At 66.6% G+C, this 16,621-nt stretch carries 9 protein-coding genes; 7 read left to right on the forward strand and 2 right to left on the reverse strand.

Annotated features, from left to right (window positions below; translation table 11 throughout):
- Positions 1-6 precede the first annotated feature (6 nt).
- The 7 genes from KF871_RS16390 to KF871_RS16420 are packed head-to-tail and all read left to right on the forward strand — an operon-like array spanning position 7 to position 14,917.
- The gene (locus KF871_RS16390) at positions 7-885 is read left to right on the forward strand and encodes an EamA family transporter (protein ID WP_291144932.1); all 879 of its coding nucleotides are present in this window, start codon (positions 7-9) and stop codon (positions 883-885) included.
- The gene (locus tag KF871_RS16395) at positions 882-1,802 is read left to right on the forward strand and encodes a DMT family transporter (protein WP_291144935.1); all 921 of its coding nucleotides are present in this window, start codon (positions 882-884) and stop codon (positions 1,800-1,802) included. The genes KF871_RS16390 and KF871_RS16395 overlap by 4 nt, the downstream gene beginning before the upstream one ends.
- Before the next feature lie 4 nt (positions 1,803-1,806).
- Positions 1,807-5,400, forward strand: coding sequence for an amino acid adenylation domain-containing protein (locus KF871_RS16400; protein WP_291144938.1), 3,594 nt, complete (start codon positions 1,807-1,809; stop codon positions 5,398-5,400).
- Positions 5,401-5,416: 16 nt separating this feature from the next.
- Positions 5,417-9,967 (forward strand): type I polyketide synthase, encoded by a 4,551-nt coding sequence (locus tag KF871_RS16405; RefSeq protein WP_291144941.1) that lies wholly within the window; start codon positions 5,417-5,419, stop codon positions 9,965-9,967.
- Positions 9,964-13,278, forward strand: a complete 3,315-nt coding sequence (locus tag KF871_RS16410) for an amino acid adenylation domain-containing protein (RefSeq protein ID WP_291144944.1) — start codon at positions 9,964-9,966, stop codon at positions 13,276-13,278. The genes KF871_RS16405 and KF871_RS16410 overlap by 4 nt, the downstream gene beginning before the upstream one ends.
- Complete coding sequence (locus KF871_RS16415; RefSeq protein ID WP_291144947.1) at positions 13,275-14,045, forward strand: alpha/beta hydrolase; 771 nt, start codon at positions 13,275-13,277, stop codon at positions 14,043-14,045. The genes KF871_RS16410 and KF871_RS16415 overlap by 4 nt, the downstream gene beginning before the upstream one ends.
- Positions 14,042-14,917, forward strand: coding sequence for an alpha/beta fold hydrolase (locus tag KF871_RS16420; RefSeq protein ID WP_291144950.1), 876 nt, complete (start codon positions 14,042-14,044; stop codon positions 14,915-14,917). The genes KF871_RS16415 and KF871_RS16420 overlap by 4 nt, the downstream gene beginning before the upstream one ends.
- Before the next feature lie 42 nt (positions 14,918-14,959).
- Here the strand turns inward: KF871_RS16420 and KF871_RS16425 are convergent, their stop codons facing one another.
- Both KF871_RS16425 and KF871_RS16430 read right to left on the reverse strand, forming a co-directional pair.
- Positions 14,960-15,817 (reverse strand): alpha/beta hydrolase, encoded by an 858-nt coding sequence (locus KF871_RS16425; RefSeq protein ID WP_291144953.1) that lies wholly within the window; start codon positions 15,815-15,817, stop codon positions 14,960-14,962.
- A gap of 2 nt (positions 15,818-15,819) precedes the next feature.
- Positions 15,820-16,497 carry an alpha/beta fold hydrolase gene (locus KF871_RS16430; protein WP_291144955.1) on the reverse strand — a complete coding sequence of 226 codons (678 nt, stop codon included), beginning with the start codon at positions 16,495-16,497 and terminating at the stop codon, positions 15,820-15,822.
- Between the last annotated feature and the right edge of the window lie 124 nt (positions 16,498-16,621).

Here is a 16,621-nt window from a genome sequence, read left to right on the forward strand (position 1 = left end):
TCGTGGATGAACCCACGGCGCGTGGCAATTTTGTTAACCCTGGGCTTCACCATGGTGTGGGCGCTGGCGGAGCTGTTGGTCGTGCAGCTGCATCACCGCTACAGCTTGGTGCAGGTCGAATCGATTCGCTTTGCGACGCAGTTCGTGCTGTTGCTGCTGGTGGCTCGTCCACGTACAACCGGCCAGGTTGCCCGGTTGTGGCACAGCCGTCGTCCGGCACTGCAGGTCTTGCGTGGCCTGGCGCTGCTGGGGCTGCCCTTCGGTTTCGCCAGCGCCGTGTACTCGGGCGTCTCAATCCCAGTGGCGCTGGTGGGGCTCTGGTGCGCACCCTTGTTCACCGTGGCCCTGGCGGCGTTGGTACTGCGCGAACAAGTTCAGGTGCGGATGTGGCTGGCGGCCCTGGCGGGAATGGTGGCTGCGCTGCTGCTGATTGCGCCGCCAGGCCCGATAGAGCCAGCGGACCTGATCATGCCCATGCTATCGGGCCTGTCCCTGGCGCTCTTTCTGGTTCTCTCGCGCACCCTTGGCGACGAATCCGTTCAGACCGGGCTTCTGTTTGTGGCCACGGTCGGTCTGTTGGTGCTGCTGCCTTTCGTGGCGGGCAAGTGGGTGCAGCCCGGCATTCGGGATGGATTGGTGCTGCTGGTCGTCGCCCTGTTGGGTACTCTGGCGCTTTGGTTGATCGATCTTGCCTTGCGCTACGGGAAGGCATCCGAAGTGGCGTCGCTGCTTTACGTGCATGTGCTCGTCATGCACTGGATGCCGCCGCTGTGGCATGGCCAGACGCCGTCCTGGCGTCTGCTGTTGGCCACCAGCCTGATGGGCATGCTGGTGCTGGCCTTGTGGTGGTCCAAAGAGCGGCAGCTTAGAGAGGCCATGGCATGAGCCTGTGGTCGGCTGTCGGTGACCCTGTCCGCCTGGAGGGTGGTCGCCGGGCTTGGCTGTTGCTGGCTGTGTTCGCGCTGTCGTGGACCCTGCTCGAAGGCGTTGTGGGCGCCCAGTTCCAGCACCCGTACCACCTGCTGCAGATTGTCTGGTGCCGCTATGCGGTGCACCTGCTGGCCGTGTGGGTAATCTGGGGGCGGCGCCATCCTGCGCAACTGTGGCGCACGCAGCGACCGGTGTTCCATGTAATGCGCTCTCTGTGCATGCTGGTGATGCCGCTGGGATTCGCCATGGCGCTGTATGGCGGCATGCAAATGCACACCGTATGGGCGTTGTTCTGGATGGCGCCCTTGCTGATCCTGGTGCTGGCCCGGCTATGGCTGCGCGAACTCGTGCCGGCGTCGGCCTGGGTGGCTGCGGTGTTGGGCAGCGCCTCGGCTGTGTTGTTGCTGGGCCTGCACTGGCCAGCCCATGCGTTCACAGTGTTGTGGCCCCTGGCCATGGCGGCGTCGTTTGCGGTCTACATGGCCATGACGCGCCAGTTGCGCTCAGAGCCTGTACAGACCAACCTGTTTCATACCGCAGCGGCCGTGTTCCTGCTGCTGACGCCGATCATGCCCTGGGTGTGGACGATGCCCACACTGCACGATGTCGCGGTGCTGATCGCGATTGGCCTGGTGGGCCTGCTGGGCCTGTGGGTGCTGGATCGTGCCTGCGAAGCCGCGCCCGTGTCCGCAACCGCCCCGGTACTCTATCTGCATCTGGCCGGTATGTTCGCCATTGAAGCCTGGGGTGGTAGCGTGGCGCTGCTGGCCCGCCAGGGCCTGTCCCTGGTACTGGTAGCGATCGTGTTGGTCATCGCATGGCGGATGTCGGCCCAAGGTGCGCCGAACCCCACCAGACTGGAAAGGCATTGAGCTCGTGTCCGAAGAACTGACGCAATGGATCGCCGACTTGCGCGCACAGGGGGTGCAGCTGTGGGAGGAGGGTGGGCAGCTCCGTTTCCGCGCGCCCTCAGGTGCGCTGTCGGCCCAGGCCCGCGAGCGGCTGGCCGCCCACCGGGACGCCCTCATCGCCTTGCTGGCCGATCGCGGTCGCCACGAGGCCGTTGCGGCGGATGCGGGTGAACTGGTTGAGCGCCTGGCGCGACTGGATGTACGGTTGTCGGTTGAAGGCGAAAAGCTCAACGTGAGTGCACCCAAGGGCGTACTGACCCCGACGCTTCGCGACGAGCTGGGCCGGCGCAAGGAAGAGGTCGTAACCTATCTGATCGCGCAACGCCCCGCCGTGCGCGCGCCAGCGGGACCCGCGCTGGTGGTTGTGCCGCGTCACGCAGAGATGCCGGTTTCGCACACGCAGCAGCGGCTTTGGTTTCTGCGCCAGGTAGACCCATCCAGCAACGCGTACAACATCCCCGCTGTCTTGCGACTTGTCGGCCCACTTGACCAGACGGCACTGGAGCGGGCCTTTGATCTGCTGCTGATGCGGCACGAAGGCCTGCGTACGCGGTTTGTCACGGTCAACGGTGAGCCACGTTGTGTCGTTGAGCCGCAAGTGTCGCTGCAGATTGAGCGCATCGACGTCTCGCACCTGGACGGCTCTGTCCAGGTCGCGGCGTCCGATGCAGCCATGGCGGCGATCGTGCAACGTCCGTTCGACCTGAGCCGTGCACCATTGCTGCATGTGGGGCTGATCACGGAGGCGCCTGACCGTTTCGTGCTGGCTCTGGCGCTTGATCACATCGTCTCGGATGGCCTTTCCATGGGCATCTTCATGGCCGAGTTTCAGGCCATCTACAACAGCCTCGTACAGGGGCGCGAGCCGACGCTCGCGCCCTTGCCAGTGCAGTACCTTGACTACGCCGAGTGGGAGCGCGAAACCTTTGCGCGAGGCGCGCTGCAGTCGCATGCCGACTTCTGGAAATCCGAGCTCGAAGGGTTGCCCACGCTGCTGCAGTTGCCCACTGACCGACCGCGTCCGCCGGTTCAAACCAGTCGAGGCGACCGATGCTTGCTGCTGCTGCCGCCAGCGCTGTCGCAGCGGCTCAAGGCGTTTGCGCGCGCCGAGGGTGCCACCCTTTACATGGTGCTGATGACCGCCTTCCAGACGCTGCTACATCGCTATAGCGGCGAGACGGACTTTGCGATCGGCACCGCGATTGCCAACCGCAACCGCAGTGAAGTCGAACAGGTGATCGGCTTCTTTGCCAACAACCTCGTGATGCGCGCCGATCTGCACGGTAGCCCGTCGGTTCGTGGGCTGATGGCGCGGGTGCGTGAGCGTGCGCTCAAGGCCTACCAGCACCAGGCCATGCCTTTCGACATGCTGGTCGAGCAGCTTGGCGTCAAGCGCGAGCTCGACCATCCGCCGCTGTTTCAGGTGTTGTTTGTGCTGCAGCATCTGTCGATCTCGACGATCGAGCTCCATGGACTGCGTACGGAGGCCATCAACCCACACGTGCGATCTTCGCGCTTCGACTTGGCGGTTGATGTTTTCGACGCGCCCGCAGGCCTGCATTGCTACTTTGAGTTCAACACCGATTTGTTCGACCGGGCAACGATCGAGCGCATGATGGCCCACTACGAACGCCTGCTGCAGGCGCTCATGGACACGCCTGACGCGCGCATCGGCGATCTGCCGCTGCTCACGCCGGCCGAAGAATCGCAGCTGTTGGTGGGATGGAACGCCACGGACGTGGCGTATCCGCGCGAACAGACTTTGCACGGGCTGTTCGAAGCGCAGGTGGCGCGCACGCCTGAGGCGACGGCACTCTGCTTTGGCGAAGGCACGCTGAGCTATGCCGAGCTCAACGCACGCGCCAATCGGCTGGCCCATCACCTGCGCGCGCAGGGCGCTGGCCCAGGCGCGCTGGTGGGGGTGTGGATCGAACGTGGGCCGGACATGGTGGTGGCGCTGTTGGGGGTGCTCAAAGCCGGTGCCGCCTACGTGCCGCTGGACCCGGCATTCCCGCGTGACCGGCTCGACTACATGATGGAAGACGCCGAACTGCGGTTGGTGGTCTCCCAGGCCTCGCTGGCGGTGGGGCTGCCGGCGGGGGTTCAGGGCGTCTGTCTGGACACGGACGCGGCGATGCTGGCAGGGCTCTCACCACTGGATCCGCCGGCCTCGGCACAGGCGGGCGATCTGGCCTACGTGATCTACACCTCGGGTTCAACCGGCCGGCCCAAGGGTGTGATGCTTGAGCACCGTTCGGTGGTGAACTTTCTGTTGTCCATGCAGCGCCAGCCGGGCATCTCGGCCGGCGACCGTTTCGTGGCGGTGACCACACTGTCCTTCGATATTGCGGGGCTTGAGCTGCACGGGCCGCTGACGGTGGGGGGAACGGTGGTGCTGGCCGCGCGCGCCGACGCGCTGGACGGGGTGCAACTGGCGCGGCTGCTGCAGCGCCATGAGGCCACGTTGCTGCAAGCAACGCCCGCCACCTGGCGGCTGCTTCTCGACAGCGGCTGGACCGGTCGGCCCGGCCTCAAGATGCTGTGCGGCGGTGAAGGCCTGCCTCGCGAGCTCGCCGACAAGTTGGTCGCCACCGGGGGCCAGCTGTGGAATATGTACGGGCCGACGGAGACCACGATCTGGTCGACGTTGCAACACATTGCGTCGACTCGAGAGGGGATCTCGATCGGCCGCCCGATTGCCAATACCCAGGTCTATGTCCTGGAACCATCGGGTTTGCCGGCGCCGATCGGTGTGGGTGGTGAGTTGTGCATCGGTGGCGACGGTCTGGCGCGTGGCTACCGCAAGCGCGAGGAACTGACGGCCGAGAAGTTCGTGACGCTGGAGCTGCCCGGGGTGGGGCCCACGCGGGTGTACCGCACCGGAGACATCGTGCGTTGGCGGGCCGATGGGCGCCTGGAGTTCGTGGGTCGACGCGACCACCAGGTCAAGGTGCGCGGCTTTCGCATCGAGCTGGGGGAAATCGAGACCGTGCTGTCGCGCCACGAAGGCATCAAAGGCAACGTGGTGCACGTGCGCGAGGACACGCCGGGTGACCAGCGCCTGGTGGCCTATGTCGTGCCCGAGCCCGGTGTCACCCCGCAGGCCGACGCCATGCGGGCAACACTGCGAGCCCAGTTGCCCGAGTACATGGTGCCCAACCAGTTCGTGGTGCTGCCCACATTTCCGCTCACCCCCAACGGCAAGGTCGACCGCAAGGCACTGCCTGCGCCACAAGCGCCCGAGCCGGACGTGGCCGACGACGTGGCCGAGGCATTGATGACGCCGGTGCAACGGCAGGTGGCTGCACTGTGGCGCAGCGTGCTCAAGCAGGACCGCGTTGGGCTGCACGCGAACTTCTTCGACATCGGTGGCCATTCCTTGCTGCTGGTGCGGCTGCAGGCAGCCATCAAGCGGGAGTTCGGGCAGGAAATCGCTCTGGTCGAGCTGTTTCAGCGCACCACCGTGGCGTCACAGGCCGAGCGTCTATCGGCACCGGTGGCGTCCAATGCGGCGCTTGAGCGCGCGCGCGCCCGCGCCGCCAGACAGATACAAGGTTGACAGTCAGGGTTGTTGAATGGATTCCAAGGACACGTTTCCCCCGCACGCCATCGCCATTGTTGGCATGGCGGGCCGCTTTCCCGATGCACAGGACCTCGACGGGTTCTGGCGCAACATCCGCGAAGGTGTCGAGTCGCTGGAGACGTTCAGCGACGAGGACCTGCGCGAGGCCGGGGTCGATCCGGCTCTGAGTGCCCAGCCACACTATGTGCGGCGTGGCACCGTGCTGCAGGATGCCGAGCACTTCGATGCGGCGTTCTTCGGGATGTCGCCGCGCGAGGCGCAGGTGATCGATCCGCAGCAGCGCATCTTCCTGGAGTGCGCCTGGGAGGCGCTCGAGCATGCGGGCTATGCGCCAGGCGCTATCGATGCGCCGGTCGGCGTGTATGCGGGCGCGAGCATGAACTCCTATTTGCTTGCACAGATTCTTCGCAACCCCAAGGTCGCTGCGACGGTGGGGGGCTACCAGCTGATGCTGGGCAACGACAAGGACTTTCTCTGCACCCGGGTGTCCTACAAGCTGGACCTGCACGGACCGAGCATGACGCTGCAGACCGCTTGTTCCACCTCGTTGGTGGCGGTGCAGGTGGCTTGCCGCGCACTGGAGCGCCACGAGTGCGACATCGCCCTGGCGGGTGGCGTGTCGGTGAGTTATCCGCAGCGTGGCGGCTACCTGTACCAGGAAGGCATGATCCTGTCGCCCGATGGGCACTGCCGCCCCTTCGACGCTGACGCCAAGGGCACTCGCCCCGGCGCTGGCGCCGGCATCGTGGTGCTCAAGCGCCTGGCCGATGCGCTGGCCGACGGTGACACGGTGCACGCCGTCATTCGAGGTGCGGCCATCAACAACGATGGATCGGGCAAGGCCGGGTACACCGCCCCCAGCGTCGATGGCCAGGTCGAGGTCATTGCCACCGCGCAGATCCTGGCCGGTGTGCAGCCGCACAGCATTGGCTACATCGAGGCGCACGGCACGGCCACACCTTTGGGCGACCCGATCGAGATCGCGGCCTTGAAGCAGGTGTTCGCGTCGGATACCGATGCAGCTGGACATTGCCGCCTGGGATCGCTCAAGGCCAACCTGGGGCACCTGGATGCGGCAGCCGGCGTGGCCGGCCTCATCAAGACCGTGCTGGTGCTCAAACACCGCGAGTTGCCGCCGCTCGTGAATTTCCAGCGCGCAAACCCGCAATTGGACCTGGCCAACTCGCCCTTCACCGCCAGTGCCGAGGTCGCGCCATGGCCTGCTGGCGAGACACCGCGTCGCGCAGGGGTCAGCTCGTTCGGCATTGGCGGCACCAATGCGCACGTCGTGCTCGAAGAGGCACCAGAGCCTGCCGCACGGGATCGCCACGCAGCGCCGCATCTGGTAGTGCTGTCGGCGCGCAGCGAGGCCGCGCTCGCCTCGGCGTCGCAGCGACTGGCTGCGCACCTGCACAAGCACCCGGGTGAAGCACTGGCTGACGTCGCCTGGACGCTGCAAGTCGGGCGGCGCGCGTTTGCCCACCGGCGCGCAGTCGTGGCTGGCTCGACCGCCGAGCTGGCGCAGGCCCTGGAAGCCGGGTCGCGCCCCCCGGTCCACAGCAGCCTCCACGAAGGTGGCGAACGCCCGGTCGCCTTCCTTTTCAGTGGGCAGGGCAGCCAGTTCGCTGGCATGGGTGCCGGCTTGTACGAGACGTATCCGGTCTATCGCGACGCCGTCGATCGCTGCGCCGTGCAGTTGCAGGCCACGCTGGGGCGGGATCTGCGCGATCTGCTGTTTGCGACCCAGGGCGACACCACCATCAACGAAACGCGCTACGCGCAGCCGGCCCTGTTCGTCACCGAATACGCGCTGGCCATGCTGTGGCAAAGCTGGGGCGTTCGCCCCGCGGCCATGCTCGGTCACAGCATCGGCGAGTACGTGGCCGCGCACCTCGCAGGGGTCATGACGCTGGCCGACGCGCTGACGCTGGTGGCCGCACGCGGGAGACTCATGCAGTCCATGGCGCCGGGTGCCATGGCGGCGGTACACATGGACAAGGCCGAGCTCAAGGCCTGGCTGGGTGCGCATGCCCCGAACCTCGAAATCGCGGCCGTGAACGCGCCCGGCCTGTGTGCCATCGCGGGCCCGCGCCAGGTCATGGACGCAGCGCTAGTCGCTCTGGCCGCACAGGGGGTCGAGGCCCAGCTGCTGCACACCTCGCACGCCTTTCACTCGTCCATGATGGACGCCGTGCTGACCCCGTTCACCGACCTGGTGGCACAACGGGTGCTGAGTGCGCCTGTCGTGCCCTATGTGTCCAACGTCACCGGCCAATGGATCACGGCAGAGCAGGCGACCTCGCCAGCGTACTACGCCGAACACCTGCGCAGCGCCGTGCTGTTCGAAGCCGGCGTGCGCACGCTGGGGGCCGACGCGTCGCTGCATTTGCTGGAGGTGGGTCCGGGGCGCTCGCTCAGCACCCTGGCGGGTCTGTCCCTGGGTCCCAAAGGTGTTCGCCGTGTGGTGGCCTCGCTGGGGGGCGCGCGCGAGCCCCAGCAGGAAGCACGTGCGCTGCTGGAGGCCGCCGGGCGACTGTGGCTGGCCGGTGCCGCCCTGGACGCGTCGGGGATGCATGCGGGTCATCACCCGCGCCGCATTCCCTTGCCAACCTACGCCTTCGAGCGGCAGCGCCATGTGATCGAGGCGGCGCCTGGTGATTCGTCGGTGGGCGTCGAGACACCCGCTTCGCCTTCGACCAGCAGGGCCTCCCGCGATTCCGCCGAGGTGACCTATCGCGCCGACGTCGGCGATTGGCTCTACGCGCCGACCTGGGTGCGTGCGCCCGACAACCGCGCCCCCGGGCTCAAGGACACCTGGCTCATTGCCGGCGGCGAAGATGCGCTGGCCACAGCCTTGGCCCAAGGCCTGCAGGCCATGGGCGCCGACGTGGTGCGCGCGAGCACGGTGCAGGAGGCAGCCAGCGCTGTCAGCGAAGCGCGGGCCAATGCCCAGCGGATCGAGGGGGCGTTCTCGCTGTGGGGCTTGCGCGCTGACGCAGGGCGCGACGCGCTGTACCACCTGCCGGTGGCACTGGCCAATGCGCTGGCACCCCGTTCGTCAGAGCCGGTGCGGCTGGTGGTGGCAACCATGGGCGCGCACAGCGTGTTGGGTGAGCCGGTTCGTTGCAGCGAGGCGGCCTTGGCCATGGGGCCGGTGCTGGCGATGCCGCTGGAGTTGCCCGGCCTTCGCATGCGCCAGCTGGATCTCCCGGTGGAGGAGGTCGACAAGCAGCCGATGCTCGTGCAGGCCTTGATCGATGAGGCAACCACGCGCGACCACGAAGACGTCGTGGCACGTCGCATGGGCCAGCGCTGGCTGCGACGGATGGAGTCCTGTCCGCTGCCCAGGGTTTCGCCTGACCAGCCGTTGTTGAGCACGGGCGCCGTCGTGGTGATGACCGGCGGACTGGGTGGTATGGGGCTGGCCATTGCGCAGCGACTTGCGCAGCGACACCAGGCGCGATTGCTGTTAACCGCGCGCACCGCACTGCCAGCCCGCGCCGAATGGGCGGCGTGGCGGGCTTCGCACGACGCAGGCGATCGCACCGCGCAGGTGATCGCCGCGCTGCAGTCCATCGAAGCGGCTGGCGGCGAAGTGGAGGTGGCCTGCGCCGATGCGGCGGACGCCTCGGCGATGGCCGAGGCCATTGAAACCGCCCGACGACGCTGGGGGCGTATCGACGCGCTGATACACGCGGCCGGTGTGGCGGGCGAGGGGACTCTGGCAACCCTGAAATCGACCCAGGCGGTCGACGCCGTGCTGGCCCCCAAGGTGGATGGCCTGGGCGTGTTACGCGATTTGCTGGCCAATGACGCGCTGGAGTGCGTCGTGCTCATGGGGTCCATCAACGCCGTGCTGGGTGCACCCGGGGTGAGCGACTACGCCTCGGCCAACGCGGTGCTGGATGCCTTTGCCGAGTCGAATGAGGTGCCGCCGAACTGGCGCCGTGTGCTTGCCTTTGACTGGGGTGCCTGGCGTGAGGTCGGCATGGCGGCCAGGCTGGAGGTGCCTGCCTGGCGTCGGGCAGCCTGGGATGCCTACCTGGCCAAAGGCATTGGCACCGAGCAGGGGTTGGACGCATTCGAGCGGGTGATGGCCAGCGCGCTTCGCCGTGCGGTCGTGGTGCCCTACGACCTGCCTGCGGCCTTGGCGCTGACGCGTGCGGCCGTGTTGAACCCCGCACACGCTCAGCCCGACCCTGCGCAACCACAGGATGCCGCCACCGCGACATCTGATCGTGCGGCCGCGGGCAAGCCCGTCGCGCCGGTGCGAACCGATGATGTGCAGGGGCAGGTGGCTGCCATCTGGATGGAGTTGCTCGGTCTGGAGCAGGTGGTTCCCGAAGACGATTTCTTCCAGCTGGGCGGTCATTCGCTGCTGGCCACCCGGGTGCTGGCGAGGGTGCGCGATTCCATGGGGGTTCAGCTCGCGCTGCGTGACATGTTCGATGCTTCGACATTGCAAGCGTTCGCAGCACGGGTGCAGGCAGGCCTGAGTGGGACAGAATCGGCCGATGATGACCGGGAGGAGATCGAGTTTTGAACGCGCATGAGCTGCTGCACCGGCTGCAAGAGCTCGGTGTGGAACTGGCGGTGTCCGAAGGCCGGCTGCGCGCAAGCGCCAGCCGCGGTCGGCTCGACGACGAGCTCAAGGCGGCCATCGCGGCCAACAAGCTCGAGCTGATCGCTCTGCTCGATGCGCGACATGGGGCAATTGAGTCGTCGACGCTGCCTCGGGTGAATCGCGAGGGCCTGTTGCCCTTGTCCATGTTTCAGGAGCGCCTGTGGATCCTGCAGCGGCTCGATCCACAAAGCACCACCTACCTGTTGGCGCTTGCCTGGCCGGTATCGGGCGAGGTTCCCCGTGATCGCCTGGTGAGCGCGGTCCGGCGCGTGCATGCCCGCCACCTTGGCCTGCGGGTGCACTTTGTGCAGGAAGGTGACGCGCTGGGCGCCCGGGTGGTCGACGTGCCCGAGGTGCTGGTGCGTGACATGCGCGAGATTGCGCCTGAGGCGCGCCGGGATGCGGTGCAGTCGGCCATCGACGCCGCCGTGCACACCCCGATCGATCTGGCTGCGCAGACACCCTTGCGCTTCGAGGTGCTGGACTTCGGCCCTGATGGGCAGGTGCTGCTCGCCGTGGCACACCACATTGCGGTGGATGCCTGGTCACTGAACATCCTGCTGCGCGAACTGGGTGAAGAGCTTGTGCAGCCGCAACCGGAGCTGTCAGCTGCCGATGGCTTGCAGTACGCCGATTTCGCGGCCTGGCAGCGCACGCACCAGCAACCGCAGACGCTGGCCAGCGAGCTCGACTGGTGGAGCCAGGCACTGCAGGGCGCGCCCCAGACCTCCATGTTTGTGCCCGACCTGGTTGATACCGACGTGCCGGCCCGAGGTGCAACCGTCGACTTCACGCTGGACGCGGAACTCACTCGCGGCCTCAAGCAATGGGTGCAGCCTCGTCACGTCACGGTCTACATGGCATTTCTGGCCGCGATCGCCACGCTGCTTCGCGTTCACACCGGCCAGCAAGACGTCTTGCTCGGTAGCCCGATGGGGGTTCGCGAGCGGCCGGAATTCGAGTCGCTGATCGGGCCATTTGTGAACCTGTTGGTGCTTCGCCTGCAGATGCAGGACGACCCCTCGTTTGCCGATCTGGTGCAACGGGCGCGTGGGGCCTTGCTTGACGCCCACGAACACCGCGCGACGCCCTTCGAGAGCGTGGTCGAGCGTGTGCGACCAACACGTTCATTCCAGCATTCGCCGCTGTTTCAGGTGGCGGTGGTGTATCACCAGGCGGGCGCGCAGAGCGACGTGGTGGTTCACAGTGGGGGTGCGCTCAACGAGATAACCTGGTTCGCTCGTGAAGTCGATGCCTGCATTGTCTGCAGCCTGGAATACCGCAGCGACCTCTACAGCGCGGCGAGCATGCAACGCCTGGCGGCCCAGTTGCAAGCCCTGCTGACTGCGGTGGTGGCACAGGGCGATGCGCCGCTGAGCCAGCTGCCCTGCATGGATGCCGCCGCGCAGCGACAGGTGTTGATCGAGTTCAATGACACCGATCAGACGCTGGATGACAGGCCCTTCGTTCGCCAATTCGAGCAACAGGCGGCCAGGGCGCCGGAGCGAATCGCCGCTGCATTCGAAGGCGCGACGCTGAGCTACGAGGCACTCAACCGGCGCGCCAACCAGTGGGCGCGACAGTTGCGCGCTCTGGGCGTGACTTCCGGCGTGCGCGTGGGTGTGTGCGTCGAGCGCTCGCTGGACATGCTGGTGGCGCTGATCGCAGTTCAAAAGGCCGGCGGCGCCTATGTGCCGCTTGACCCGGGCTTCCCGGCTGATCGGTTGGCTTACATGCTCGAAGACAGTGGCGCACCGGTGCTCATCAGTACCGGCGAGGCTCTGGACATGGTGGATCCGCCGCCAGGGGTTCAGCTGTTCGATCCTGCACAACAGGCCACTGCGCTTGCTGGTCTGGATGCGCGCGACCTGGACGTTCACCTGAACCCCGGCGAGGCGGTGTATGTGATCTACACCTCGGGCTCCACCGGTCGGCCCAAGGGCGTGGCGATCTCCCATGGGGCATTGAGCAACTTCCTCGGCAGCATGCGGCAGGCGCCCGGCCTGTCGAGCGACGACGTGGTGGCGGCGGTCACCACGATCTCTTTTGACATTGCCGGGCTGGAGCTCTACCTGCCGTTGCTGGTGGGTGCTCGCGTGGAGCTCGTCTCGCGCGAGGTCGCCACCGACGGGCAGGCGCTGGAGGCACAACTGCGTGCGGCCGGTGCCACCGTGCTGCAGGCCACGCCTGCGACGTGGCGCCTGTTGCTGGAGTCGGGCTGGCGGGGCGACCGCACGGTGCGCGCCTTCTGCGGTGGCGAGGCCCTGCCCAGAGAGCTGGCCGATGCCTTGCTCGAGCGTGTGGGCGAGCTGTGGAACCTGTACGGACCGACCGAAACGACCATCTGGTCGACCATCGAATGTGTGCCACGCGCCAGCTCGCCAGTGAGCATCGGCAGGCCGATCGCCAACACCCGCGTTTACGTGCTGGACGCTCACCGTCGTCCCTTGCCGATTGGCGTTGCGGGGGAGCTTTGGATCGGTGGGCAGGGTGTCGCGATGGGTTACCACCAGCGTCCTGAGCTCACGGCCGAGCGTTTTGCCCCCGACCCCTTTGCACCGAGCGCGTCTGGCGGCGTCGAGCCACGGATGTATCGCACCGGCGACCTGGCCCGTTGGGATGCGGACGGGCGCCTGTACCACCTGGGGCGGTTGGATCACCAGGTCAAGATCCGCGGCTTTCGCATCGAGCTGGGCGAAATCGAGGCGCGATTGGCCACCCATCCGTCGGTGCAGCAAACCGTGGTGATGGGCAGAGAGGCAGCGCCTGGGGATCTGAGGCTGGTGGCGTATGTCGTCCCTGCACCCGGCGCCGACCTGACCGCCAGCGATGTGCGTCGCCACCTGCGTCGTGACTTGCCCGACTACATGATTCCAGCGGTGGTGGCTTCGGTTGACGCCATACCACTGACCCCCAATGGCAAGGTGGACCGCGCGGCCTTGCCCGATCCGTTCCGCAACGCCGTGCAGGCCTCACGTCACTATGTGGCACCCGCATCCGGAGCGGAAGAGACCATGGCGGCGATCTGGTGCGACATTCTGCGCGTGGAGCGTGTGAGCGCCGAAGACAACTTCTTCGAACTCGGAGGGCACTCCTTGCTGTCGCTGAGGGTGGTGCTGGCGGTCGAGCAGCGTCTGGGCTGGCGCATGGACGCGCGCACCTTGTTTTTCCAGAACCTGCGCCAGGTGGTGGCCTCCGCTGCAGCGGGCAAAGGAGTCGTCAAGGCATGACGCCGCTGTATTTTGGTGACCGCTCGCGGCGCCTCTTCGGGCTGTATACCCCGGCGCATGCCAGTGGCACGCGTGCGCGCGGTGCTGTGATTTGCGCGCCCTGGGGCGTCGAGCACTTGCGCGCGCACCGCAGCATGGCGCAGTTGGGCAAGTGGCTTGGCGAGGCCGGCGTGCATGTCTTGCGCTTTGACTACCACGGCACCGGGGACTCGGCGGGCGACATGGGCGATGCGCGACTGGACGGATGGCGCGACGACGTGATGACCGCTGTCGAAGAGCTCAAGGACACCGCAGGTGTGCAGCGCGTGACGCTCGTGGGTCTGCGGCTCGGGGCGGTGCTCGCCGCGCAGGCGGCGGCCGCGCGACGCCGCGACATCGATGGCCTGGTGCTCTGGGACCCGGTCGTTCATGGCGCTACCTATCTGCGCGAATTGCAAGCGCTGCACGCCCAGACCTTGCATGCCCGTGCGTTGTCTGGCCAGGAGGGCGAGTTGCTGGGGTTCCCGGTCAGCGAAGGGCTGCTGCAGGACATGGCTGGCATGGACCTGCTTGAGCAGGTGGCGAAGTGGCCGAGCCGCATGCTGGTCTTGAGCAGCGGTCCGATGGAGGAGGGCCCGGCGCTTACCGAGGCGCTTCGCTCGGCCGGTCGCGAAGACGCGGTGGAATGCCTGGACGTGCAGGCCGCCTGGTTGGAGGACCGGCATTCGGGTGCCGGGGCGGTGCCGGTGAAGTTGCTCCGGCGAGTCGTCGATTGGACGATCGCATGAATGCCGTGGCCGAACAGACGCTGTTATTGGGGCCCGCCAATGGCCTGGTGGGCGTCATCACCCCTGCGCAGCCGCCGGCCGACGGTATTGGCGTACCCGATGACAAACCCTTCGTGGTCATCCTCAACGCCGGCATCATTCATCGTGTGGGTCCCAATCGCCTGCACGTGTCCCTGGCGCGTGCGCTGTCCGCCGATGGCTTTCCGGTGTTGCGGGTGGACCTGTCGGGGTTGGGGGACAGCGCGGCTCGCGAGGACGGCGCGGCCCCGCTCGAAGCCGCCATGGCCGACATCAAGGACGTCATCGACACCTTGCAGGCCACACGCAAGGTGCAGCGCGTGGTGTTGATGGGGCTGTGTTCGGGGGCCGACCATTCGGTCATCTACGCAGCCTCAGACCCCAGAGTGGTGGGCGTAGCCTTGCTCGATCCATCGATCCCGCGCACGACCGGTTACTACCTCAAGCACTATGCGGGCCGATTTTTCCGCGCGCGCACCTGGATGAATGTGGCCTCAGGGCGGCATCCCCTGTGGAAGGTCGTTACCCGGCGTCAATCGGTCGCCAGCGCAGACATGGCCGATGCACGCCCTGCGGTCACCCTGGAGCATCCCGAGGTTCGGGCATTCCTTGAAAAGGCCTATGGCGGCGCGCTGGCCAACGACACACAGATGCTGGCCGTGCTGACGTCCGATCGCGAGCGTCAACACAACTACCGGCGTCAACTGCTCGATGCCTTTCCCGCGCTGAATTTCAAGGGGCGCCTGTTGATCGAATACTTTGATCACTGCGATCACACCTTCACGACGCTGGCGAACCAGCAGCGCCTGGTGGCCCTGGTGCGGCGGTGGATGCAGGGCACCCGGTTTCGTTGACGGTGCTCGCACCCCTGGCGGGGGAGGCCGTGGCGGGTGTTGTCAGCCTTTGCGGTTGGCTGGCAACACGCGATGTTCGACCCAGCGCGTGGTCATGTCGATGAACGCCTGCTTGGCGGGGCCGCTGGTGATCAGGTGATCGGTGGTTTCGAGCAACTCGAACGCAACACGCGGCAACCAGGGTTGGCCGCGAAACATCGCCGCAAACTGTCCGCGGTGGTTGAACCACTCCGGCTGGCCACCGCAGTAGGCAAACAGCAGCTCGACCCCCTGTGCAGTGAGTGTGTCAACACGCGCCATGAACTCATCCTTGGGCGGCGACACCGACATTTCGCCCTTGGGCTTTTCGGGCGTGTCGTCAGGCGGCACCAGACGCAGTGCGCGCAGTGCCATCACCGCGGCCTTGCGCGTGGAACCGGCCAATCCCGCGCGCCCGATCTTGAAGGCGAGTTTGCGCAGGCGCGATTGCAGCGTGGGGTAGGCATACATGTCCCACAGCAGAACCGCTCGCATGCGCGGGTCCTCCAGGGCGACCAGGTGACCAATGATGGCGCCCGAACACAGGCCCACCATGAAAAAGCGGTCACACCCGAACTGTGCCTGTGCAGCGTTCATGACATCGCGGGTATCCGCAACCCATTGCTCGGTAACAGAGCGCGTGTGGTTGCTGCGTTGGCTGTCGCCCAGCCCGCTCATGTCGAAGCGCACCGAAGCGATTCCCATGTCGGCGAGCGCGCGGGCCAGCAGGACGTTGATGCGATGGGGACCGCTGCGGGGAATCACACCGGAGTTGCTCAGCAGAGCGACCACCGGTACAGGGTTGCCGGGGATGGTGGCTGCTGGGGTGAAAGTGGCCACCAGATGGCCTTCCGACCCCACGATGCGGGTTTGCTCCTGCATGGTCAGTTCAAAGAAGACAAGAGCACCCTGGGAATGTCGGGTGGCGCGATGGCGGTTCCCATGGCCTGACTGGACATCCAGTCGGTGGGGTGTTCGACGGTGTGCAGACGAAGGGCGGCCAGTCCTGTGTGGGCGGCGAGCGGGTTGGGCCGATCGCCTCGCGTGGCACAGGTGACCTGAAGCCCGCGCCGCAGGGCGGGGAGCACGTTGAAATCGGGCAGGGCTCGCAACTCGTCCACCAATCGGGCACCGAAGGTGAAACCCAGGACGTCGCCGGGCAAGGTGGGCTCGGCCACTTTCGCTTGGCGTACCAGCTGGTCCCAAGGTTGGGCAAACATCATGGCCAGCTCGGTTCGATGGCCTTCCAGCAAGGCATCAAGGTACTGGGCGCCATTGAGCACCGGCTCCCAGAGCACCAGGTGCCTCGGCGGTCGCCTGGCCAGCAAAGCCGCACGCAAGGCGATGACCGCGCCCAGCCCCATGCCGAACCAATGCACCGGCACGTCGTCGGTGGCCACCAGTTCGTGTGCGATCAATGTGTCGTGTACCCAGTCGTCGAGTGACTGGTCTGCCTCGTCACCGAGCGAATCGCCGGTGCCGTGGTAGTCAAAGCGCAGCGATTCGATGCCTTCGCGCGACAGCCGCTCGCCAGCGACCCGGAAGACGGCCGCACTGCGCACTGCCTCCTGCCCCAGTGGGCGACAAAGCAGGAACCTGGCGCGCGGGGGCGTTGCTCCCTCGGCGAGCGCGTGAACACCCACCATCGGCCGGTTCCATGGGCCGAAATGTCGGATGGAAATGGTC

The organism is Hydrogenophaga sp., assembly GCF_019635465.1.
Taxonomy (GTDB): domain Bacteria; phylum Pseudomonadota; class Gammaproteobacteria; order Burkholderiales; family Burkholderiaceae_C; genus Hydrogenophaga.